Source organism: Candidatus Eisenbacteria bacterium, assembly GCA_016235265.1.
Taxonomy (GTDB): Bacteria; Eisenbacteria; RBG-16-71-46; order RBG-16-71-46; family JACRLI01; genus JACRLI01.
The window spans coordinates 493,812-516,497 of sequence record JACRLI010000015.1 but is presented as its reverse complement, the minus strand read 5'-3'; the positions used below and the strand labels follow the sequence as shown (position 1 = coordinate 516,497).

The 22,686-nt window shown below is 73.1% G+C and carries 14 protein-coding genes; 10 read left to right on the top strand and 4 right to left on the bottom strand.

The window, feature by feature from the left end; all coding sequences use genetic code 11:
- Positions 1-3 precede the first annotated feature (3 nt).
- From HZB25_10280 to ftsY, 5 genes are all read left to right on the top strand, one after another.
- Complete coding sequence (locus HZB25_10280; protein ID MBI5837622.1) at positions 4-1,320, top strand: SMP-30/gluconolactonase/LRE family protein; 1,317 nt, start codon at positions 4-6, stop codon at positions 1,318-1,320.
- Between the two features lie 34 nt (positions 1,321-1,354).
- Complete coding sequence (locus HZB25_10275; protein ID MBI5837621.1) at positions 1,355-1,936, top strand: DNA-3-methyladenine glycosylase I; 582 nt, start codon at positions 1,355-1,357, stop codon at positions 1,934-1,936.
- 31 nt (positions 1,937-1,967) lie between these two features.
- Complete coding sequence (locus HZB25_10270; GenBank protein ID MBI5837620.1) at positions 1,968-3,413, top strand: L-seryl-tRNA(Sec) selenium transferase; 1,446 nt, start codon at positions 1,968-1,970, stop codon at positions 3,411-3,413.
- A gap of 67 nt (positions 3,414-3,480) precedes the next feature.
- Positions 3,481-7,131: a chromosome segregation protein SMC gene (gene smc, locus HZB25_10265; protein MBI5837619.1), complete on the top strand. Its 3,651-nt coding sequence runs from the start codon at positions 3,481-3,483 to the stop codon at positions 7,129-7,131.
- Complete coding sequence (gene ftsY, locus HZB25_10260) at positions 7,131-8,063, top strand: signal recognition particle-docking protein FtsY (GenBank protein ID MBI5837618.1); 933 nt, start codon at positions 7,131-7,133, stop codon at positions 8,061-8,063. Before smc ends, ftsY begins: the two co-directional genes overlap by 1 nt.
- A gap of 4 nt (positions 8,064-8,067) precedes the next feature.
- On the opposite strand, the gene HZB25_10255 is transcribed toward ftsY, so the two are convergent.
- Complete coding sequence (locus HZB25_10255; GenBank protein MBI5837617.1) at positions 8,068-8,955, bottom strand: hypothetical protein; 888 nt, start codon at positions 8,953-8,955, stop codon at positions 8,068-8,070.
- Positions 8,956-9,005: 50 nt separating this feature from the next.
- On the opposite strand from HZB25_10255, the gene radC reads away from it, so the two are divergent.
- The 4 genes from radC to HZB25_10235 all read left to right on the top strand — a co-directional run bounded on the left by radC (position 9,006) and on the right by HZB25_10235 (position 15,342).
- Positions 9,006-9,695, top strand: coding sequence for a DNA repair protein RadC (gene radC / locus HZB25_10250; protein ID MBI5837616.1), 690 nt, complete (start codon positions 9,006-9,008; stop codon positions 9,693-9,695).
- On the top strand, positions 9,683-11,875 hold the full coding sequence (locus tag HZB25_10245; GenBank protein MBI5837615.1) for a tetratricopeptide repeat protein: 2,193 nt from the start codon (positions 9,683-9,685) through the stop codon (positions 11,873-11,875). The genes radC and HZB25_10245 overlap by 13 nt, the downstream gene beginning before the upstream one ends.
- A 195-nt stretch (positions 11,876-12,070) precedes the next feature.
- A complete protein-coding gene (locus HZB25_10240) occupies positions 12,071-14,095 on the top strand; it encodes a hypothetical protein (GenBank protein ID MBI5837614.1) in 2,025 nt (674 codons plus the stop codon).
- Positions 14,092-15,342 carry a hypothetical protein gene (locus tag HZB25_10235; protein MBI5837613.1) on the top strand — a complete coding sequence of 417 codons (1,251 nt, stop codon included), beginning with the start codon at positions 14,092-14,094 and terminating at the stop codon, positions 15,340-15,342. Before HZB25_10240 ends, HZB25_10235 begins: the two co-directional genes overlap by 4 nt.
- 12 nt (positions 15,343-15,354) lie before the next feature.
- On the opposite strand, the gene HZB25_10230 is transcribed toward HZB25_10235, so the two are convergent.
- Positions 15,355-16,755 carry a peptidoglycan DD-metalloendopeptidase family protein gene (locus HZB25_10230; protein MBI5837612.1) on the bottom strand — a complete coding sequence of 467 codons (1,401 nt, stop codon included), beginning with the start codon at positions 16,753-16,755 and terminating at the stop codon, positions 15,355-15,357.
- A 258-nt stretch (positions 16,756-17,013) separates the two neighbouring features.
- Here HZB25_10230 and HZB25_10225 point away from each other — a divergent pair, with 258 nt between their 5' ends.
- A complete protein-coding gene (locus HZB25_10225) occupies positions 17,014-18,300 on the top strand; it encodes a DUF2029 domain-containing protein (protein ID MBI5837611.1) in 1,287 nt (428 codons plus the stop codon).
- On the opposite strand, the gene HZB25_10220 is transcribed toward HZB25_10225, so the two are convergent.
- Both HZB25_10220 and HZB25_10215 read right to left on the bottom strand, forming a co-directional pair.
- A complete protein-coding gene (locus HZB25_10220) occupies positions 18,255-19,661 on the bottom strand; it encodes a hypothetical protein (protein MBI5837610.1) in 1,407 nt (468 codons plus the stop codon). The two genes, HZB25_10225 and HZB25_10220, sit on opposite strands and share 46 nt — an antisense overlap.
- Entirely contained in the window at positions 19,627-22,551 is a 2,925-nt protein-coding gene (locus tag HZB25_10215; GenBank protein MBI5837609.1) for a M6 family metalloprotease domain-containing protein, read from the bottom strand. Before HZB25_10215 ends, HZB25_10220 begins: the two co-directional genes overlap by 35 nt.
- Positions 22,552-22,686 lie beyond the last annotated feature (135 nt).

Here is a 22,686-nt window from a genome sequence, read left to right as displayed (position 1 = left end):
CCCGTGACCCGCATGCGTGACCGGATCGTGGCCTGCGCTCTGGCCCTGGGCGCCCTGGCGCCGCTGCCCGGGACGCCCCGCGCCACGTTCGCGGCGGAGGCGCAGGATCCCACCCGGCTGGTGCTGGACGGCCGCGCCGCGTACTCCCGGGGCGAGTTCGCCGCCGCTTTCGAGAGCTTCCGCCGCGCCTCCGAGCTGCGCCCCAGGAACCCGGTGCTGCTGCAGCAGCTCGCCGCCTGCGCGTCACGCGCCGGCCGGGACGCCGACGCGCTGCAGGCCCTGCGGCGCCTGCTCCGTCTCCGGGTGACCGTCCCAATGGAGGCCGACAGCGACTTCGCCACCCTGCGTGCCACGCCCGCGGGGCGGGCGATGGCCGACTCCATGCGCGCGCTGGACGCCCGCCGCGTGGACGGCGGCAGCGTGCCGGCCTTCCGCCTCTCCGAGCCCGACTTCATCCCCGAGGGCGTGGCGCGCGGCCGCCGCGGCGAGTTCTACGTGGGCAGCGTGCACCGGCGCAAGATCGTGCGCGTGGACCGCGCGGGGAAGGTGACGGAGTTCGCATCCGAGGGCCAGGACTCGCTGGGCGAGGTGCTGGGCATGGTCGCCGACACCACCGAGGGCAAGCTGTGGGTGTGCAGCAGCGAGGGCCCCGAGATGCTGGGCTTCGAGCCCGGGCGCGCGGGCCGCGCGGCGCTGCACGCCTTCATGCTGCGCACCGGCCGCTACGCCGGCCGGGTGCTGCCGCCCGACCCCGACTCCGCGCACAACTTCAACGACATCGCCCAGGCCCCCGACGGATCGCTGATGGTGTCGGATCCACTCCAGCGCTGCGTGTACCGGCTGGGGCCGGGCGGGCAGAAGCTGCACCTGCTGGTGCCGCCGGGGCCCATCGTCTCACCCCAGGGCCTGGCGGTTTCGCGCGACGGGCGCCGGCTGTACGTGTCCGACTACGCGCGCGGGCTGGTGGTGGTGGATCTGCCCACCCGCGAGGTGCGCCCGGTGGCCTGCCCCAACGACGTCACGCTCTACGGCATCGACGGACTGTCGCGCCACGGCGACGACCTGATCGCGGTGCAGAACGGCGTGCGCCCGGCGCGCGTGCTGCGGCTGAAGCTCGCCGCGGACCGCGACAGCGTGACGTCCGCGACAATTCTGGAAATGAACCACCCCGAGTTCCGCGAACCGACGCTCGGGGTGGTGGTGGAGAACGATTTCTACTACGTGGCCAACAGCCAGTGGCCGCTCTTCGACCCCGAAGGCCAGCTGCCACCCGCGGACCGGCTCAAGCCCCCGGTGGTGCTGCGCCTGCCGCTGAAATGACGCCCTCGCTCACCGCGCCCGGGAGTCCCGAGCCGTGACCCGCAAGCCCAGCCCGATCGTTCGCTGCGCCTGGCCCGGCTCCGACCCGCTCTACGTTGCCTACCACGACGAGGAGTGGGGCGTGCCCGAGCACGACGACCGCGCGCTGTTCGAGAAGCTGGTGCTCGACGGCTTCCAGGCGGGTCTCTCGTGGATCACCATCCTGCGCAAGCGCGAGAACTTCCGGAAGGCCTTCGACGGTTTCGAGCCGGAGCGGATCGCTCGCTGGAAGCCCGCGAAGCTGGAGCGGCTCATGCTGGATCCGGGCATCGTGCGCAACCGGCAGAAGATCGAGGCCACCGTGGCCAACGCGCGCGCCTGGCTCGAGATCCAGCGCGAGCCGGGCGGCTTCGACCGCCACCTGTGGAGCTTCACCGGTGGAAGAACGCTGCAGAACTCCCGGCGCTCGCTGCGCGACATCCCGGCGAAGACCCCGGAGTCGGAGGCCATGAGCCGGGACCTGGCGATGCGCGGCTTCCGCTTCGCCGGTCCCACCATCTGCTACGCGTTCATGCAGGCCGTGGGCATGGTCAACGACCACGTGACGGAGTGCTTCCGGCACCGGGAATTGCGCTGAGGCCCCGCCCGGGGTGGTGTATCATTCCCGCATGTCCAGGCCCGCCAAACCGCCCGCCCGTCCCGACTATTCCGCCCTCCCCGCGGTGGACGCGCTGTTGCGCGCCCTCGAGGGCGCGCAGCGACGGGAGCCCGGCGAGGGCACACCGCCCGCGGCCCCGGCCCACGCCCCGCGCTCGGTGCTCGTCGCCGCCGTGCGGGCCGAGCTGGCCGCCCGCCGCGCAAATCTGAAGCAGGGCGCGGCCTGTCCCGGCGAACAGGCCCTCCTCGACGGGATCCGCGCCCGGGTGGAGGCCGCCACGCGTCCCTCGCTGGTCCCCCTGATCAACGCCACCGGCATCCTGGTGCACACCAACCTCGGGCGCGTGCCGCTGGCCGGCGAGGCGCTGGCGGCGATCGGCGCCACCTCGTCCGGTTACAACAACCTCGAGTTCGACCTCGCGAAAGGCGCCCGCGGCTCCCGCCAGGCGCACGTGGAGGGACTGCTGCGCGAGCTCACCGGGGCCCCGGCGGCCCTGGCGGTCAACAACTGCGCCGCGGCGGTGCTGCTGGCCCTGGCGGCGCTCGCCCGGGGCAGGACGGTGCTGGTCTCGCGCGGGGAACTGGTGGAAATCGGCGGCTCGTTCCGGATGCCCGACATCATGGAGGCCAGCGGGGCCCGGCTGAAGGAGGTGGGCACCACCAACCGCACCCGCCTCGCGGACTACGCCCGGGCCATCGGCAAGGACACCGCGATGCTGCTCCAGGTGCACCGCTCCAACTTCGAGGTGCGGGGCTTCACCGAAGAGGTGGACCCGGCGGAGCTGGTGGCCCTGGGGAGGCGCAGGGGAATCCCGGTGGCGTGCGACCTGGGGAGCGGTCTGGCGGCGGACCCATCCCAGTTTGGGCTTGCGCCGGAACCTTCGTTGCGCCAATCTCTCCGCATCGGTTTCGATCTCTTATTTTGCAGCGGGGACAAGCTCTTGGGGGGGCCGCAGGCGGGCCTCGTCCTGGGGCGCCGGGCCTGGGTGGAGGCACTCCGAAGACACCCCCTGGCGCGGGCCGTCCGGTTGGACAAGCTCACCCTGGCGGCCCTGGAAGCCACGCTGCGCCTGTACCGCGATCCCGCGGAGGCCGCCCGCCGCATCCCGCTGCTCCGGATGCTGGGGGCCACGCTGGAGTCGCTGGAGCGCCGGGCCGGCAAGGTTGCCGCGGCGCTCGGACCGGTGCTTCCCGCGGACCTCGCGGCCGAGGTCCGCTCCGACCTCTGCCAGGTCGGAGGGGGAGCGTTGCCGTCGAGGCCGCTCGAGAGCCGCGTCGTGGCCGTCCGCGGTCCGGGACGTCGGCTTGCCCGCCTGGAGCAGCTCTTGCGCGCCGGCCGTCCGCCGGTTGTGGCGCGCGTCCAGGATGGAGCCCTGAAGATGGATCTTCGTACCCTTTCCCCGGATGAAGATCCGCACCTGATCGAGGCCTTCGGCCGCGCCGTCGCGCTGCTCTAGCGCGGGCGCGGCCGGAGGCAGCAACGCGGGCTGGCAGGGGAAGCCGGCCCGCCTCCAGGGGTAGAGCGTGTTCCTCGAGAAGCTGGAAGTGTTCGGGTTCAAGTCCTTCGGCGAGAAGCTGGAGGTCCGCTTCGCGCCGGGCATCACCGGGGTCATCGGCCCCAACGGCTGCGGCAAGACCAACATCTCCGACGCGCTGCGCTGGGTCCTGGGCGAGCAGAACATGCGCCACCTGCGCGGCGACGTGGCCGAGGACGTAATCTTCGGTGGCAGCTCCTCCCGCAAGCCCCTCGGCATGGCCGAGGCCACCCTCACCATCGCCAACGACCGCATGCTCCTGCCCACCGAGTTCACGCAGGTGCAGGTGGGACGGCGCATCTACCGTTCCGGCGAGAGCCACTACCTGCTCAACAAGCAGTCCGTGAGGCTCAAGGACGTCCGCAATCTCTTCTTCGACACCGGCATGGGCAGCAATGCCTATTCCGTGATCGAGCGCGAGATGGTGGACAACATCCTGGCCGAGGGCAGCGCGCAGCGGCGGTTCCTGTTCGAGGAGGCCGCCGGCATCACCAAGTACAAGGCGCGCAAGCGCGAGACGCTCAACAAGCTGGGCGCCACCGAGACCGACCTGGTGCGGGTCAACGACCTGGTCACCGAGATCGAGCGCCAGGTGGGCTCGCTGCGCTACCAGGCGGGCAAGGCCCGCCGCTGGCAGCGGCTGCACGAGGAGATCCGGGAGTTGGACCTGCGCCTCTCGGCGCACGCCCAGGCCGAGCGCGTGGCGCGCGTGGCGGAACTGGAAGGCGGGCTGGGCGCGGGCCGGGCGCAGTTGGAGGGCCAGGTCACCGCGCTGGCCTCGGCCGAGGCCGGGCTGGAGGCGCAGCGGCTGGCGGTGCTGGAGGCCGAGCGCGCCCACGGCGCGGCGCACGCCGAGCACGCGCGGCTGGCCGCCGAAGTGATGGAGTTGCGCGGGCGGATCTCGGTGGGCCAGGAGCGCGCCCGCGGGTTGCTGGCGCAGCTGGAGCAGGGCGAATCCGACCAGGCGCGGCTGGCCTCCCAGATGCGCCAGATGGAGGTGGACCACGCCCGGCTGTCCGGCGAGGAGTCCCAGCTGTCCGCCGACCTGGCCGGCCGCGAGGAGCACTTGCGCCGGGAAGAGGCCGCGCTGGCGGCGGCCGAGGACGCCCTGCGTGAGAAGCGCGCAGGCCTGGGTGAGCAGCGGCAGCGCTCGCTGGACCTGATGCAGCAGACGATGCACCGCCGCGCCGGCATGGAACAGCTGCGCGCCTACCTGGGACGCTGCGCGGAACAGCTGACCCGCGTGGCCGCCCAGGAGGCGGAGCTGGGCGGGCGGCTGAAGGACGTGGCGGAGCGCGAGGCCGCGGCCCGCGCCACGCTGGAGGCGCGCCAGGCCGAACTGGCCGGGGCCCGGCTGCAGGAGGCGGGGCTGGAGGCGCACGCCAGGGAACTGGCCGCCGGGCTCACGCGACTGCAGGAGAGCGAGCGCGACCTGCGCGAGCGGGCGGCCGGCGCCGCTTCGCGGCTCCGGACGCTGCAGGAGCTCAAGGCCAACTTCGAGGGTTTCGAGGCCGGGGTGCGTGCGCTGTTCCACGAGCGCGGCGTGGAAGGTCTGCAGGGAGTGGTGGTGGACGTGCTGGATGTGCCGCGCGACTGGGTGGACGCGCTCGAGGTGTTCCTGGGCCCGGTGCTGCAGGCCGTGGTGGTGGACGCCGACGAGGCCGCCTACCGCGGCCGCGAGCTGTTGCTCGAGGGCGAGCGCGGCCGGGCCACGTTCCTGCCCGTGTCCCGCCTGGACCGCCGCGCCCCCTCGGCGCTGCCCCAGGACATCGCCGGCGAGCCCGGCGTGGTGGGCCATGCGCCCGGCGTGGTGCGCGCCCGTCCCGGCTACGAGCCGCTGGCCGAGCTGCTCATGGGCCACGTGGTGCTGGTGGAGGACGCCGACACCGCGCGCCGTCTGAGCGCCCGGCACGCCGCCGAGTCGTGGGGCTTCCTCACGCGCTCCGGGGAATTCTGGGGTCCCAACCGGCTGCACCTGGGCGCGGGCGCGGGCGGCACGCAGATCCTGCACCGCGAGCACGAGATCCGCGACCTGGAGGAGGCATCCGGGGTGGCCGCCGCCGAGCTGGCGCGGGTGCGCGACGAGCGCGCCGGGGCCGAGGCGCAGGTGGCCGCCTGCCAGCTGGACCTGACCCGCGCGCGCGCCGCGCGCGCCGCAGCGGAGGAAGCCGCGCTGGAGGCCGAGCGCCGGCTCAACTCCGCGCTCACCGAATGCCGGCTCGCGGAGAGCGAGCGCGACAGCCGCGCCGCCGAGTCCGCGAAGCTGACGGCCGAGCGCGAGGCGGTCCAGGCCGAGCTTTCCGCCGCCGAGGCCGAGCTGGAGTCCTGCTCGCAGCGGGCCGAGGAGGCCGCCCGGGGAGCTACTGCGCGGGAGGCCGAACTGACCGCCCTGGAAGAGCGCCGCGAGGCTTGCCGCGTGGAGGCCGCCGCGGTCAAGCTGGAGTGGACCCGCGTCCACACCCGTCGCGGGGAGCTTGCGACCCGCCGGGAGGAGCTGGAGAAATCGCTCCGCGCCGCCCGCGAGTCGCTGGCCTCGCGCGGCGAGGAGGCCGCGTCCCGGCTGACGGAGCGCGCCGCGCTGCTGGTGGAGCTCCAGGAGCTGGAATTGCGGCACGCCGCGGGCGCGGCGGAGGCCCAGGGCCACGCGGAATCGCTGCACGCGCTGGAAAGCGCCCACCTGCACGCCCGCTCGGAGGAGGCGCTGGGCGCGGCGCAGGTGAAGGAGCTGCGGCACGCGGTGGAGGCCGGACGCGAGGGCACCCACGCCGCGGAACTGGAGCTGCACGACCTCCGGGGCCTGCTGGAGCAGGAGCTGGCGCGCCTCAAGGTGGAATACGAGCTCGAGGACCTGGGCGCGCTCGCGCACCAGGAGCCGCCCGCCGAGGGGGAGACGCCGGAGAAGCTGCAGGCCATGAAGCAGCGCATCCGCGCGCTGGGGCCGGTGAACCCGCTGGCCATGGATGCCTACGTGGAGCACAAGCAGCGCTTCGATTTCCTCACCGCGCAGCGCGACGACCTGGTGCAGGCGCGCGCGCAACTGCTGGAGGTGATCGAGAAGATCAACGCCACCGCCAGCGGGCTGTTCCAGCAGACCTTCGAAGCCGCGCGGGAGAAGTTCCGCGAAGTGTTCCAGACGGTGTTCGAGGGGGGCGAGGCGGACCTGATGCTGGAGGGCGAGGACCCGCTGGAGGCCAGGATCGAGATCGTGGCCCGTCCGAGGGGCAAGCGGCTGCAGAGCATCTCGCTGCTCTCCAGCGGCGAGCGCGCCCTGACGGCCATCTCGCTGCTGTTCGGGATCTACCTGGTGAAGCCCAGCCCCTTCTGCATCCTGGACGAGGTGGATGCGCCGCTGGACGACGCCAACATCGACCGGTTCATCAACCTGCTGACCCACTTCAGTCGCAACACGCAGTTCGTGGTCATCACGCACAACAAGCGCACCATGGAAGCGTGCGACGTGCTCTACGGCGTCACCATGCAGGAGCCCGGCTGCTCGCGGATCGTCTCGGTGAGCTTCGAGAAGGCCGCGGATCCCGGCAACGGCAACGGGGGCGGCAACGGCCGCGACGCCGGGACCGCCGAGCCGCCGGCCGTCCGGCAGGCCGACCCGGCCGCGCCCGAGGAGCCGGCGCTGACCTGATGGGTCTCTTCGACCGGATCCGGGCCGGGCTCAAGAAAACCCGCGATGCGCTGGGGGAGGGGCTCACCAACCTCATCCCCGGTCGCGTGCGGCTGGACCAGGCGCTGCTCGACGAGCTCGAGGAGCGCCTGATCGCGTCGGACGTGGGGCTGACCACCGCCGAGCGGCTGATCGCGGGAGTGAAGTCGCGCGCGAAGTCCCAGGACGAGGCCACCGGCGCGCAGGTCCGCGAGTGGCTGGCCCAGGACGTCGCCGCCATCCTCCGAGAAGCCGGCTCGGGCGGCCCGCTGGTGCCCGCGGACGCGCGGCCCGCCGTGGTGCTGGTGGTGGGCGTGAACGGGGTGGGCAAGACCACCACCATCGGCAAGGTCGCGCGGCGCTGCGTCACCGCGGGCCAGCGGGTGTTGCTGGTGGCCTGCGACACTTTCCGCGCCGCGGCCGCGGAGCAGCTCGAGATCTGGGCCACCCGGGCCGGCTGCGACATCCTGCGCCAGCGCGAGGGTGCCGACCCGGCTGCGGTGGCCTTCGACGGCCTCAAGGCCGCGGTGGCGCGCGACTACGACCTCGCCCTCTTCGACACCGCCGGCCGCCTGCACACCAAGGCGAACTTGATGATGGAGGTGGCCAAGATCCGCCGCGTGGTGGGCCGCGAGCTGCCGGGCGCGCCGCACGAGACGTGGCTGGTCCTGGACGCGGTCACCGGCCAGAACGGCCTGCAGCAGGCGCGCCAGTTCTACCAGGATGCGGGGGTGACCGGGCTCATCGTGACCAAGCTGGACGGCACCGCGCGCGGCGGCATCCTGGTGGCGATCGCCTCGGAGCTGAAGCTGCCGGTGAAGCTCGTGGGGGTGGGCGAGGGGGTGGAGGACCTGCTGGATTTCGACCCTGAAGCGTACGCGCGGGGGCTGTTCGGCGTGGGCGAGGAGGCCTAGGGTCCTAGGGTATTCCGACCGGCCGGCCGAAAGGCACGGTCTTGGCATCCGTGGGGAACTTGGACTTTCCGTCGAGGCCGTGCTTGAGCAGGATCACCTCGCGCAGCGTGACCGTGGGCAGCCCCGGCGGGTCGAAGGAGTCGGGCTGTCCGGCCGGGATCACGCCTTCCCGGGTCCGGATCTGGTGGGTCATGCGCACCAGGTGCGTGAGCGGAACGGCCTCGCACACGTAGCGGACCATCTCCTCGTGCTGTTCGTGGAGCCGCCGCCCGCCGCCGCCCTTGAGCGGGGTGACGGCCCGGAAATCTCGGGTGAGGCGGATCGGGGTGCAGCGGAACTTGCCGGCGACGGTGACCACGTCGGTGGTCGCCAGGGTGTCGGTCTTCTCCTGCAGATCAGTGTTGGCCCCGGGGACGGTCTGGGCGCCGGAGCTGAGCGGCACCATCTTGGGTATGGCGATCTCGCCGATGCTGGTGTCCATCTCGCTCCGGGTCAGGAGCCGGCGCAGGTACTCCGGCAGGCTGCGCAGCACCGAGGTCCCCCGGGCGCGCGAGATGGCCAGCGAGACCAGGCTCTTGGTGTAGGAGGGAATGCCGCCCTTCTCCTCGAACCAGGTCTCGATCCAGACGCAGGTGTCGGCGCTCAAGGTGTCGCGCCCGGCCATCAGGATGGTCTGCTCGGCCTCCTGCGACCTTCCGCCGGTCATCTCGCGGAACATGTAGCGCGTCCACTGGCCCACCCGGAGCTGCTCGGGATGGCTCCAGTTCACCTCCGCCGCGGCCACGGACGTGCGTGGCCCGCCCTGGGCCAGGGCGGTTCCGGGCAGCAGCGCGAAGGCGGCCACGAGCAGGACGGAAAGACGCGGGAAATTCTTCATAAGTTCAAAGGTCATAATAGCCTGCGGCGCCCCATGGTGTCAACGATCCCCCGGAGGACTCGGCCATGCCGAGCAACTGGCCCACCCGAGTGCGGGACCTGCCGAAGCCCGAGCGGCCGCGCGAGAAACTTCTCGAGCGCGGGGCCTCGGCGCTCTCGGACCTGGAACTCCTGATCCTGCTCCTGGGCACCGGGGTGCGCGGCCGGGGCTCCGCCGAGACCGCGGCCGAGCTGCTGCGCCCGGGGCTGCCGGCCCTGGGGGTGACCGGCGTGCGCGACCTGATGCGCGTGCCGGGAGTGAAGAGCGCCAAGGCGGCGCGGCTGCTGGCGGGCGTGGAGCTGGGCCGGCGCATGTTCGGCCGCGACGACCTGGATGCCCCGCCCACCGTGTCCGGGCCGGAGGACGTGGTGCGGCTGGTGCGGCACATCCGCCGGGCCCGCAAGGAGCACTTCGTGGCGCTGTTCCTCAACGCCCGCCACCAGGTGGTCAAGCAGGAGACCATCTCCATCGGCACGCTCAACGCCAGCCTGGTCCATCCCCGCGAGGTGTTCCAGCCGGCGGTGGGCGAATCGGCGGCGGCGGTGATCCTGGTGCACAACCATCCCTCGGGGGATCCCACGCCCTCCGAGGAGGATGTCCAGCTCACCGGCCGGCTGGTGCAGGCCGGGCGGATCATGGGCATCGAGGTGCTGGACCACGTGATCGTGTGTGCCCAGGCGTTCGTCAGCCTGAAGTCCCGGCAATGGTTCGACTGAGCGACCCCCCGGCGCCGGCCAGCGGCTCGCGCGCGCTGCTGGCGCCGGGGGCGGCCTTCCTCGCGGTGGTGCTGTTGTACGCGCGCACGCTGGGCTATCCCCTGGTGTGGGACGACGTCCAATTGGTGCCGCCGGATGCCGCGTGGAGCGGTGTGTCGGGGCTGTGGCGCGCGCTGACGTCCAGTTTCTGGGGCGCGTATGGCCGTGCTCAGGCGCAGGCTGACTTCTACCGGCCGGTGGCCTCGGTCAGCTTCTGGCTGGACCACGGGTTCTGGGCCGGGCGCGCGCTGGGCTTTCACCTCACCAACGTGCTGGCGGGAGCGGCCGGGGCGGCGCTGGTGGCCGTGCTGGCGCGCCGCCGCGGGGCGGGCATGGCGGGCGCCGCGCTGGCGGGGCTGTTGTTCGCGGCGCACCCGCTGCACGCCGAGAGCGTGCCCTTCGTCTCCGACCGCACCGACCTGCTGGCGCTCGACTTCCTCCTGCTGTTCCTGCTGCTGTGGCCCGCCCGCGGCGAACCCTGGCGCGCGGGACGCGCCGCCGCGGCCCTGCTGGCGCTGCTGCTCTCGCTCGGCGCGAAGGAGATGGCGCTGCTGGCGCCGCTGGCGGTGGCATGGGACGCCTGGCTGACGAGAGAGGGAGCGGGGAAGGGCGCGGCCGCGTCCGCCCGCGTCCCGGGCGTGCCGGCCCGCGCCCCGGCCGTGCCGGGTCGCACCCCGGCCACGCCGCACCCAATTCGGCTCGGGCACTACGCCTGGCTGCTCCTGCCCGTGGCGCTCTTCCTGTTCGCCCGCGCCGCGGTGATGGGTGGCCGCGGTGCGCTTCCCGAGGCCGCCACGCGCGCGGTAGCGGGAATCGGGCCGACCCTGCTGCTGTACGGACGCCTGCTGCTGTGGCCGTTCGGGGCGTCGGCCGAGTACCCGTACCCCCCCTCGCTGCAGCCGTGGGAAGTGGCGGCCGGTGCGGTGGCGGCGCTGGCGCTGGCGGCGCTGGCGGTCTGGCCGCGGGTCCCGCGCCAGGTGCGCTGGGCCGCGGGTCTGACCATCCTCTTCACTCTGCCCGGTGCGCTCCCGGGCCTTGCGGCCGCGCGATTCCTGTATTTCGCCACCGCCTTCCTGTGCCTGGCGCTCGCGGCCGTGCCGACGCGGCTGCCGCGGGCGGGTCCGGCGCTGCTGGCCGCGGTGGCGGCGGTGTTCGCGGTGGCCGTGTGGGCGCGAACGCCCGTGTGGAACAGCGCCGGCGCGTTGTTCGAGGACTGCGCGCGGCGCAGTCCGGGCTCGGCGCGGGCGTGGGTGAACCTGGGCGTGGCGCGGCTGTCGCAGGACCGGCTGGAGGAGGCGGAGTCGGCCCTGAAGCGGGCGCTGGCCTTGCAGCCGGACCACGACAAGGCGCTCAGCAACCTGGCGCTGGTGCTGCGGAGGCAGGGGCGGCTGGGGGAGGCGGAGGCGGCCGGGCGGCACGCGGTGCGCCTGGAGCCGGGCAATGCGGACGCGCGCTTCAACCTGGCGACGGTGCTGCAGGCCGCGGGCAGGCCCGCCGAGGCAGCCCAGGAGTTCGGGCGCGGGCTGGCCCTGCGCGACGATCCGCGCGCGCGGCTCGGGCGCGCGCTGGCGCTCTCGGAGGCGGGCGATCACGCCGCCGCGCTGGCGGCGTACGGCCACTACCTGCGCGCCTCCCCGGGAGACTCCTCGGATACCCGCGGCTCCATGGCCTGGGAGCTGTACCGCCTCGGACGTCTGGAGGAAGCCGAGGCGCAGGCGCGCGTCGCGTGCGCCACGCGGGACCCGTCGCCCATCAGCGTGTACAATCTCGGCCTGGTGCTCCTGGCGCGGGGCCGCGAGGCGCAGGCGCTGGAAGCCTACCGCCGTGGCGTGGAGCTGGACTCCGCCGGCGCCGGCTGGGCCTCCGCGGCGGGGGACATCGTGGATCTGCTGCGCTCGCGTTCCGGGCCGCCCGCCGCGCATGTGGCCCTGGGGCTCATCGCGGGCCGTGCGGGCCTGACGCAGGCGCAGGCGGCCGAAGGCCGGCGCTACTTGCGGGCAGCTCCCTCGGGCCCGTGGTCCGCCCGGGCCGCCGGCTGGGCCTCCCGGCTGGATCCCGCCCTGGCGGCGGGCGAGCGGGGTTCCGCTGGGCCGCCCGGCTCGCCGCGGGAGGACCTCCGCCGCCTGCTGTGGGGAGAGTAGGCGGCGCTCGGCTCTCGGCTCGCCGCCACGTCCGCTCCCGGCCCGGTGGGCGGGGCGGGGCCGGCTGCCGCCGGCATCCCAATTGCGCGATCGCATTCCCCATTCACGTTCCTCCCTCTCGCGACCGATAAAGCCGGAGTGGAATCCTGCCCGGGCCGCCGGCCCGGTCCCCGTTCAACCCGGAGAGGCAAGATCATGGTAGTCCGCCATCGTGCCCGGTTCCTGGCGGTCGTGGCGCTCGCGGTCCCGTTCGCGGGCTGCAGCCTCAAGGCTCCCCAGGCGCCGCATTGGAACGCCACGCTGCGGGTGCCGCTCGCAGAGAAGTCCCTGAGCGTGGCCGACCTCGCAGAACACAATTCCTCGTACCTGCAGATCGACTCCAGCGGCACCGCCGCGTTTCACTGGCAGAAGGATCTGGCGGACGTGACCGTGGGCAACTCGCTGAACCTGCCCGCGATCGGCGCCGACGCGCAGAGCGCGCTGGGCTCGTTCCAGGTCACGCCCACCCCGCCGCAGGCGATCCAGGTGGCGCTCTCCGACATCTGGCCGCAGGCGCTCGGTGTGAGCGGCCAGATGGCCCCCGTGCCCGCGCTGCAGTTCGCCCCGGTGCAGGCGGCGCAGTCGGAGGGCTTCGTGAGCGCGGAGGTGGCCTCGGGCACGCTCCTGGTGACGCTGCGCAACGGGCTGCCCGTACCCCTGAACTCCTCCACCCTGGTGCTGGCCAACGCCGGGGGCGGCTCGCTGGGCTCGCTTCCCATCCCGGCCGTGGCTCCGGGGGAAAGCGCCACCGTGGCACTGCCCCTCGACGGCAAGTCGCTGTCGTCCTCGTGGACCGGGACGTGGACCGGCAGCAGTCCGGGCAGCGCCTCGCCGGTGCAGGTGGACCCGGCCGCCACGGTGCGCGCGCGGTTCGCCTTCCAGGGCGCGCTCACGGTGAGCGCGGCCGTGGCCCCGCTGCCCGCGCAGGACTACTCCTTCAACTCGTCGGGCGCGCTGCCCGACACCGAGGCCCTGAGCGGGGCGGACTTCACCGCCGGCTCCCTGGACCTCGGGGTGGACAATCACTGGGGAGTGGGCGGCTCGCTGCGGATCACGCTGCCGGACCTCACCGGGGCGGACGGGCGTCCCCTGACGCGCACCGTGCCGGTCGAGGCCGCCCGAACCGTGCAGGTGTCCTTCCCGCTGGGCGGGGTGCGCTTCGCGGCCCCGGACCCGGCGCACCCCGCCGTGCGCGTGCAGGGCACGCTGGAGTCCGCGGGCACCGGCTCCCGCAATGTGACCTTGTCGTCGAGCGACGTGCTGGCGGTGCACGCGGCCCTCGCCGGCGCCACGCTGAGCCGCGCCGAGGGTGTGTTCGCGCCGTTTCGGGTGAACTTCAACCCGGTCTCGCACGCCATGGACCTGCCCGAGGGCCTCGGTCCGCTGGGCCTGGCGGACGCGGGCGCGACCATCACTCTGACCTCCACCGCCGGCGTGCCGGCGCGCGTGACGCTGAACGTGAGCGGCGCCGACGCCTCCGGCTCGCCCTGGGCCCTCACCGGCCCGGCGGGAGGGGCGATCACGCTGGATCTGCCGGCCGCCGTGGGCGGCGCGCCCGCCACCGCCACGCTGCGCCTGACCGGGGCCAACAGCAACCTCCCGGACTTCCTGGGGCGGCTGCCGCGTACCGTTTCGGTGACCGGCTTCGCCGACGCCGGTGATCGTGTCCACCCCAGCTCGGTGCGGTCCACCGACACCTTCCACGGCAGCTTCGAAGTGGGCTCGGCGCTGCTGGCCAGCTTCTCCGACAGCCGCGTGACCCTGTCCGCCGACTCCGTGAGCCTCTCGCAGGACACTCGCGACCAGGTCAAGGACCGGCTGGTTCGCGTGCGCCTGCACGCCACCGTGGTGAATGGCCTGCCCCTGGGCGCCGACGCCACGCTGTACCTCGCGGCCAGCAAGAGCGAGGCGGAAGATCCCACGGGCTCGACCGTGAGCCTGGCGGCCACGGTGGGGGCGGCCGGTGTGGACCCGGCCACCGGGGTGGTCCGTTCCCCCGCCACCAGCGAGGTGCTGCTGGAACTGAGCGGGGCGCAGCTGGACGTGCTCCAGGCCCGCCCGCTGTACGTGGGGGGACGGGTGCACCTGCCGGGCACCGGTTCGCAGAAGGTCCGCGTTCGGGCGCAGGACGCCGTGAGCGCGCGGGTGTGGCTCGAGGCCGAAGGGAAGGTGGTCCGATGAACTCCAGCTGGAAGAACCTCGCGGCGGCGTTCATCGCTGCGGCTGCCCTGGCGGCCACCCTGGTGTCGGCGCTGCCGCAGGCCTCTGCGGCGGACCCGCGCAGCTTCGCCATGGGCAGCACCGATGTCGTGACCGCGCGCGGCGCCGACGCCGTGGCGTGGAACCCGGCGCTGCTGGGCCTGCCCAGCGCGCCCTCCGTGTCGGTGCGGCTGTTCCAGGCCGGCGTGCGCGCGGACAACAACAGCTTCGACCTGGACCAGTATCGCCGCTTCAACGGCGCGGACTGGGGCGACCCCCAGAAATCCGAGATCCTGGGCAGCGTGCCCGTGGACGGCCTGCGGCTGCAGGCCGCGGCGCGCGCCGGGGCCGGGTTCTCGATCGGCAGGTTCGGGTTCTACGCCGACGGGCTGGGGGACGGCGATGGCCGTTTCGCCCGTGACGGCGTGGATTTCGCGCTGTACGGGAACTCGCTGGACCGCACCTACCAGGTGACCGGCACGGGAGGCACGGCATTCGCCTCCGCGCGCGCGGTGCTCGGTTTCGCCATGCCGCTCGCGCGCACCTCCGACGCGGCGTCGGCGGCCGGGATCCAGGTGGCCTACGAGCGGGGCATCCGCTGGGAGGACGGTTCCACGCTGGAGGGCACGTTCCGCGCGGCGACCGACACCGCGGAAGTGGCCGGGGAATTCCTGCTGCGCGAGGGCACCCGCGGGGATGGCTTCAGCCTGGGGCTCGGTTACGCGAAGGAAACCGCATCGGGCGGGCGGGTCAGCGTCGCCGTGCGCGACCTGTTCAACCGCACCCGCTGGACCGGGACGGACCGGCGCTTCCACCTTCGCGGCACGCACGGCATGAACAGTTCGGACAACATCGACTCCCTGTTCACCTCCTCCGAGGATCCCGCCGTGCCGGCCAGCTTCACCACGCGTCGCGCCGCGGTGGCCTCGCTGGGCGTGGAGCAGTTCCGCGGGCCGCTGAACCTGGCGCTGGTGGTGGAGAAGGGCCTGGGCGAGAGCCCCGGCGTGTCGAAGCAATTCCGGGGCGCCCTGGGTGCGGAGTGGCACGGCTTCGGGCCGGTGGCCTTGCGCGGCGGGATCTCCAGTGGGGGCGGCAAGGGCACGTGGTATTCCGGCGGGCTCGGGGTGCACGCGGGGCCCTGGAAGCTGGACCTGGCGGTGGCCTCGCGCGGGCTCAGCTACGGTTCGCGCGGCGTCGGGGTCGCGGTGGGCAGTTCGATCGAGATGTAGGCGGGGGCGGGCTTACTTCTTCGCGCCTGCCGGGGCCTGCGCGGTGCTGGCCGGCTCGCGGTTGTCGGCGCCCAGCGCGGCCTTGAGCAGCACCGCGGCCTCGGCCCGGGTCAGCGGGTGCTCGAAATCGGTGGCGGGCCTGCCGGTGGCGCGCTCGAGGCTCTTCACCAGGATGCGACGGTTGCGCTGGTCGGCGCCGGCGGAGGCCTGCGCGGGCAGCAGCGCGTCCTGCAGGTACGAGATCGCCGACGCCAGCGACACCGGCCCGTCGCCGGGGTGCGCGGGGAGGTGCGGGGCGTCGGAGCCGAAGGCCCGGGAGAGCATGTCCGCGAATTCTCCCAGCGTCACCGGCTGTTCCGGCACGAACGAAGGGCCCGCGCTGAGCACCCCCATGCGGACCAGCGGCATGGCGTAGGGATAGGCCCAGTGATTCTCGGGCAGGTCCGGGAAGCGCACCAGGTGCGTGGCCAGGAAGCCCAGGGGATTCATGAAGCCCACGTGCTGCCAGCCCTCCGGCAGCAGGTCGAGCGCGTTCCAGTTGAGATACTTGCGCATCTCGAGGTGCAGGTGCGGGCCCTCGGAGCGGCCGGTGGATCCCACCTCGGCGATGGGCTGTCCCGCGGTGACGCGGTCGCCCGGCCGCACGCGGATGCTCCGGTCCTTGAGGTGCGCGAGCAGCGAGTAGACCACCTCCCCGCCGGGCAGCTTGTGCGCCAGCACGATCATGTTGCCCCACCCGGTGTGGCGCGGATCGCCCTTGCTGCGATCGGACACCAACGCCACGATGCCGTCGGCGATGGAGCGCACCACCGAACCGGACTGGCGGTTCGAGAGGTCCACCCCCATGTGGCGCCCGCCACGGCGCACTCCCGGAATGAAGCCCTGCACCACCCGGAAGCCCGGATTGCCCTTTTCGTCGGGTTCCTGGTAGGAGTCTTCGTCCCCCACCGGCCAGACGAAGCCGTAGGCGGTCGGGATTTCCGAAGGCGGCACGGGCGGTCCGAAGGGCATGGCCACGTCCACCGGCAGCGGCGGTCCCGCATACCTCTGCTCCGGCTCGTCTGCCGGCGTGGGCGGACCCGCGAGCGCCTCTCCGACCCCGACCGTGGGCCAGATCATGGGTGTGAGCTGCCCCGGCAACAGGTGGCTGGTGTCCACCAGCTCGTCCGCCGTGGGGCCGATGGGATCCGGCACGGAGGCCGGCAGCGGCGGGCCGAAGTAGCGGAAATCGGAAGCCAGCGGGCCGTAGTAGCGGAAGTCGTGGAACAGGGGGCCGTGCAACCCCTCGGGCGCGGGCAGACGATGCGTCGCGATTCGCGCGCCCGAATCCACCACGTCCGGGGCCGCGTGGGCAGGCCGGGGCGCGGGGGTCAGGGCGAACAACAGGGTCGCGGCGAACAGGGTTTTGAGCAAACCGATGGACCTCCCTGTGTTTCCGGTCATGCACGAAGAGCGATGCGAGGTGGCCGCGGTGGGGGAGCTGCGGCCGGCTGCTGGGGGTGGAGGCAGAATAGGGGCCCCGGGGGGAAGCCGTCAACCTCGGAAGCGCGCCTCACCTGCCCGCGCCCCGGGCGCGCTCCCCTCGGGGCCTGCCGCGCGGCTCCGGCGGACCCCAAGTAGCTGCTGTAATTAGCGTTGCACCCGGGCTCCGGAGGGCGTACCGTACCCGGCATGAGATCCTCGCGCGCGGGGGCCGCGGCGGGCTGGCTGGCCCTGCTGGCAGCGGCGCTGTTTCACGTGGCCATGCTGGAGTCGCTGGGCTCCGGCCGGCTCGACTTCCTGTACAACGACGCCACCCACCGCAAGGGCCAGGCGGTGGACTTCTTCACCGTCTACTGGGGCTCCCTGCAAGGACTTCACGGCGGGAGCCTGTACGCCTACGACCTGCCGCACGGGGCCGCCGCCAAGGAACCGCCCTACGCCTACAGCAACTTCCGCTACTTCCCGGGCTTCGCCTTCACTATCGGCCGACTCCTGACGCTCCTCCAGCCCTGGCCGGCCTACTGGGCCTGGGTGGCCCTCACCGAACTCCTGTGCCTGCTGGGCTCCCTGTGGGCCTGGCGACTCGCGGGACGATGGGGTGCCACCGGGGGATGGCGACTGGCAGTGCCCGCCCTGTGGCTGGGCTTCGCGTCCTTCTATCTGGAGCTCTACCTGGGCCAGTTCACTCTCGTCCTGGCGGTGGGAGTGCTGGGACTGATCGGCCTGGCGGCTTCGGGCAACGGGGCCGGCCTGGCGCGGTTCTGGATCCTCTCGCTGCTCTGGAAGTTCGCCACCGTGCTGTACGTGCCGGTGTTCCACCGCCAGCGCGCGTGGCGCACGCTGGCCGTTGCCGCCGCCGCCGTCGCGCTGTTCACGTTGCCCTACTTCCTCTCGCACCCCGCGGACCTGCCGCGCTTCGCGCGCTACTTCGTGATGGGACTGGGGGCGAAGACGCACGCGGGCAACCACGGGCTGCAGGCGCTGGTCAGCGTCGCCGCCGAGGCCGCCTGGCCGGCGGCGTGGTCGGTGACCGTGGGCGGCCTGGCGGTGCCCCTGTGGCGCGGGGTGGTGCTGGCGCTCACCCTGGCGCTGGTGGCGCTGGCGTGGCGGCGCACGCTGCGCGGGCGGCACGACGTACCGCTCATGCTGTGCCTGTGGACCTCGATGTACTTCGCGGTGTCGCGCGACGTGTGGGAGCACCACGCTCTGCTGCTCCTGCCGGTGCTCACCTGGATGCTCTCGCGCCTGCCGCATCGGCGGGCGGGGGTGCTGCTGGCCGGCGTGCTGCTGGCGCTGCCCTCGCCGCTGGTCTTCTTCGACGTGCCGGGGCTGGCCCCGGAGGCCGATCCGGAGCCCCTGTGGGGGCTGGGCACGCGGGTCCTCTACCACGCGACGCGGGCCCTGCCCGCGGCGTGGCTGCTGTGGATCGGCTACCGCGAGATGGGTGCGGGGGAGGCCGAGGCGCCCGGGCCGTAGAGGCGGCGGAGCTGGCCCCAGGTGGAGACGCGGGCGGCGGTGCGGCAGGGGGGACATTCCACGGGAAAGGCCCCCACGAACGAGATCCCGCAACCCGCCGCCGCCATCGGGGAGTTCTCGCACAGCCGGAAGTCGAGCTGCTCCGGGACGCAGAACAGCGGGTTGATGCTCAGGTTGCTCGCCGGGGCGCAGCCGGGGGCCCAGTCGGCGGGGGTGTTCTTCCACACGTCGTTGCACCGCGCGTCCACGCTGGAGCGCAGGTCCAGGCAGTTCATCCCGTAGCCACCCTGGCCCAGGGCCACGATGTTGTAGAGCACGGTGGCCCGCACGGCGTCGTTGAAGGCCAGCCCCGAGCCCGCCGTGGTGGCCACGTTCGCGTACAGCGTGTTGTTGATCACCTGGACCTGGCTGCACACCAGGCCCGCGGACGCGGGACTCGCCGCGGTGAGCGCCGCGGGCAGCGGCCGGCCCGAGGGGCCCGCGCACCCCAGGTACATGGCGCCCCCCCGCGCGGCGTGATTGGAGTGGAACACGTCGTAATCGAAGGCCAGCGAGCAGCCCGCCCCGCAGTAGATCCCGCCGCCGTCGCCCGCCGCCGCGTTGCCCTGCACCGTCACGTTGAGCAGGTTGGCGGCGGAGTTCAGGAAGTAGGCTCCCGCCCCCTCGCCGTCGCTGGTGTTGGCGGCGATCTGGCCCAGGTACACCGCGCACGAGGACCCATTCAGCGCCAGCAGGCCGCCGCCGGCCCCGGTGGCCGCGTTGCCGTGGAGCTCGCAGGTGTCCAGCCGCGCCGCCGCGCGGTTGGTGGCCAGGCCGGCGCCGAACTCGGCATGGTTGCCGTCGAGCAGGCAGGCGCGCAGCGAAGGCGCGCCCAGCTCGAAGTAGGCGCCGCCTCCCACCTGGGCCGTGCAGGCTGTGATGCGCACGCGGGAAAGGACCGGAGAGGAGCGCAAACCGTGGATCCCGCCCCCGTAGCTGGTCCCCGAGCTGCTCACGCCCGTGCCCCCGGTCAGGGTCAGGTCTTGAAGCACCGTGGCGCCGTTGGCATCCGTGAGGCGGATCACGGCACCGCGGCCCTGCGCATCCAGGATCACGGAGCCCGCGCCACCCTGGCCGGCCAGGGTCACCCCGGTGCGCATCTCGGCCGAGCATGGCCACGTGCCGGGGGAGACCAGGACCGTGTCGCCGGCCTGAGCCATGACCAGGGCGGTGTCCACGCTGGGAAAGGTGGCGGGCACGCGGATCAGGGCCGCGCGGGCGGGTGGGGCCGGCAGCAACGCGGCCCACAGCAGGGCCGCGGCCAGGGTGCTCCCCGCCACGCGGGGACTAGCGGACCAGCAGCAGCTTGCGGGTTTCGACACGGCCGCTCCCCAGGTCCAGGCGATAGAAGTAGACCCCCGAGGGCGCGCGCCGTCCGTCTTCGAGCCGGCCATCCCAGGTCGCTTCGTAACTGCCCGGATCGCGGGGCCCATCCAGCAGGATGCGCACCCGCCGGCCGGTCACGTCCAGGATGGCCAGGCTCACGCGGCCCGCCGCAGCCGCAGGTGCGGGCACCCCGGCTCCACGCGCGGCCGACCCGCCGGCGGGCAGGACTGCGCCGGATTCAGGCACGCGGAACGGGATCACCGCGTGGGGGTTCATGGGGTTGGGCCGGCTCTGCCCCAGGTGCGAGGGCGAGGATGGCAGCGGCACGATCTGGGGCGGCCGGCCCACCGGGACCGTGCCCAGCCGGGTCCGCACGTGCACGCGCCCGTTCTGCAGCCACACCACCGCCATGCCGCCGGAGGCGCCGCGCACCGCGCCGGGCGAAGATGCTCCACCCGAGTCCGGGCCCGCGAGCACGTGCTCGCCGGCGTCCCAGGCCGACTCCAGGCCGATGTCGCGGTACATCACGCGCATCCCGTCTCCCGGGTCGCTGTCCCAAACGAAGGTCAGTCGCTTGCTGGCGGCATCACTCACCATGGAGAACGGCCAGGCCGAGCCCAGGGAGGTTCCGGTGGGCCCCTTGGGCGACTCCCAGATCGCGGAGTTGAGCCGCCGGTACATGATCACGTCCTTGCCGCCGCCGGCATCGCGCCAGGCCACCACCACGCAGTCGCTGTCCAGCGCCGCGATGCAGGGCTGGCGCACCAGCCGGCCCAACGCCAGGGGCCCGTTGGGCCGCGACCAGGCCACGTCGCCATACGGCCGGGAGGTGTGGTAGAGACCGACATTCACGCCGCTCTTGAGCAGGTACGCGAGGTGGAGCCCGTCGCGGGCGTCGGCCACCACCGCGGGCTGGCTGGTGACGGAGTCTTCGGGGAGCACGAACGGGGAGAGATTCCAGCCCACGGGGTTGCTCCAGGTCATCAACAGCACGCGCTCCGGCACCGTGGCCATTCGTTCCGCCCAGGCGCACGCCACCAGCCCGCGCGAATCCCCCGTCAGCGACGGGACGGACGAGATGGTGACCCCGTCCCGCAGCACCTGCTGCGGTTCCCAGGTGCCCCCGGCGGACCGATGGCGCGCGACCAGCTGCGAGCGCCCGCCCGAATACTGCGTCCATGCCGCCATCAGGCCGCCGTCCGCGTCCGTGGCGACCGAGAACGTGTAGGCTCCCTCGGACTGGTCCAGCTGCGTGGGCGCGGCCTCCCAGCGCATCCCCAGCGGGCGGGTCAGGCAATACACGTGGAACGTCCCCTGCGAGTCGTCCGCCCAGAGCAGGTGCAGCGATCCGGAACCGTCGGTGACCGCGGTGTAGCCCGCCCCACCCGAGAGCGCCAGGGTTCCCGCCGGACCGCGCACCGTTCCCGCTGGCTGCCAGCGGTCGGGAGTGAACGCCAGGTACGCCTCCACCGAGCGGTCGGAGTTCAGCCGCACACCGCGCACCGCCACGTTGGGGTTGGCGCCGCGGTTGTCCCGCGAGACCGGCACGCTGGCGTCGTCCAGGGCGGTGTTTCGCGAGTAGCCGGGGTAGACGTCGCCGGCGTCACCGCGGTTCACGCCGAGGTACAGGTCGCCGAGCCCGTCGGCTTCCATGACCCGCACGCCGAACGTGGGATAGGACTGCACCGAGTTCGTGGGCAGGCCGGCGGCCACCAGGGCGTCATCCACGTGCCACACCAGCAGCCCTCCGCCGGGAAGGTAGCGGTCCCAGCCCAGCGGGTGGCGGTTCTCCAGCAGGTAGTATTCGTTCTGGGGCCGGCCGTCGCTCCACAGCTTGAGCGAGGCGGGCGTGGTCTCGGTGGGCTCGATCCGCACCGGCCCCTCGGCGCTCACGTTCGAGGGCGGCAGCCAGCCCAGCCACGCGCGCGTCCAAGCGCCCGGCTGCGAGGGACACTCGGGGTGGTGACCATCGCCCCCGTGCGCGCCGCCGGCCATGAGGTCCCAGTTGCCCACGCCCGGGTAGGGCGGGCCCACGGTGCTGTACAGGTCGGGCAGACCCAGGGTGTGCCCGTACTCATGGCAGTAGGTGCCGATCTCGGTGAATTCCCCGGGGCGCACGCTGCTCATCTCGGGCAGGACGATGTAGCGGTTGACCTGCAGGAACTGTCCCGGGTGACCGGGCCACGGCGTGTGCGTCATGTACGGCGGCAGCCCCCACGCGGAGAGCGAGCTCTGGTGCGACCAGATATTGGTGCCGTCCGACATGTTGTATTCCCCACCCTGGCCGCTGTGCACGATCCACAGGGCGTCCACGTAGCCGTCGCCGTTCACGTCATAGGGCGAAAAGTCTACCCCCAGGCTGTCCAGGGCCTGGACCATTTCGGTCACCAGCGTGGTCGCGTTGTGGGTCGTGGGGGAGAGGCCGCCGAGGCCGAAGTGGTACGCCGCGTAGTAGTTCTTGGGGTAGCGGGCCCGGATCCAGGGGTGCACCGCGCCGGTCACATCGAGCTGGTTCAGCGAGACGTCGCGGTAATAGTCGCGGAGCGAGCCGGTGCCCGGCCCGCTGGAGCGCAACTCGAACAGCAGCCAGCGCAGGCTGTCCGAGGAGTACACCGACGGCTGGTCGGCGAAGTCCGTGGGCACCACCAGGGCGCGGCGCGCGGTGTCCGCCGACGCGGCGGGCGCGAACGGGCGCCGCGGGAGCGTGGCCAAGGGGGCCCCGCCCGGGTCCGGGTGGGGCGCAAACACGCCCTCGGCGGCGCGGAGCCGCACGATTTCAGGGAAGCCGTCGCGCACCGGAGGGGTGAGAGCGTAGACGGGACTCGAGAGGACCCAGAGGGCCAGTCCCAGGGCCCCCGCGAGGCCGGAGCGCGCGAACGCATTCATCGCAGCCTGCCAGGGGTAGGGTTCGGTCACTGCCGAGGGGTAGGGCACGGGGCCGGGATCCTCACCCGACCGTAGCCTAATGGTAGGACGCGAAGGCCCCGGCGTCAATGCGCGAAGCCGCCGTCGCGTCGGCTC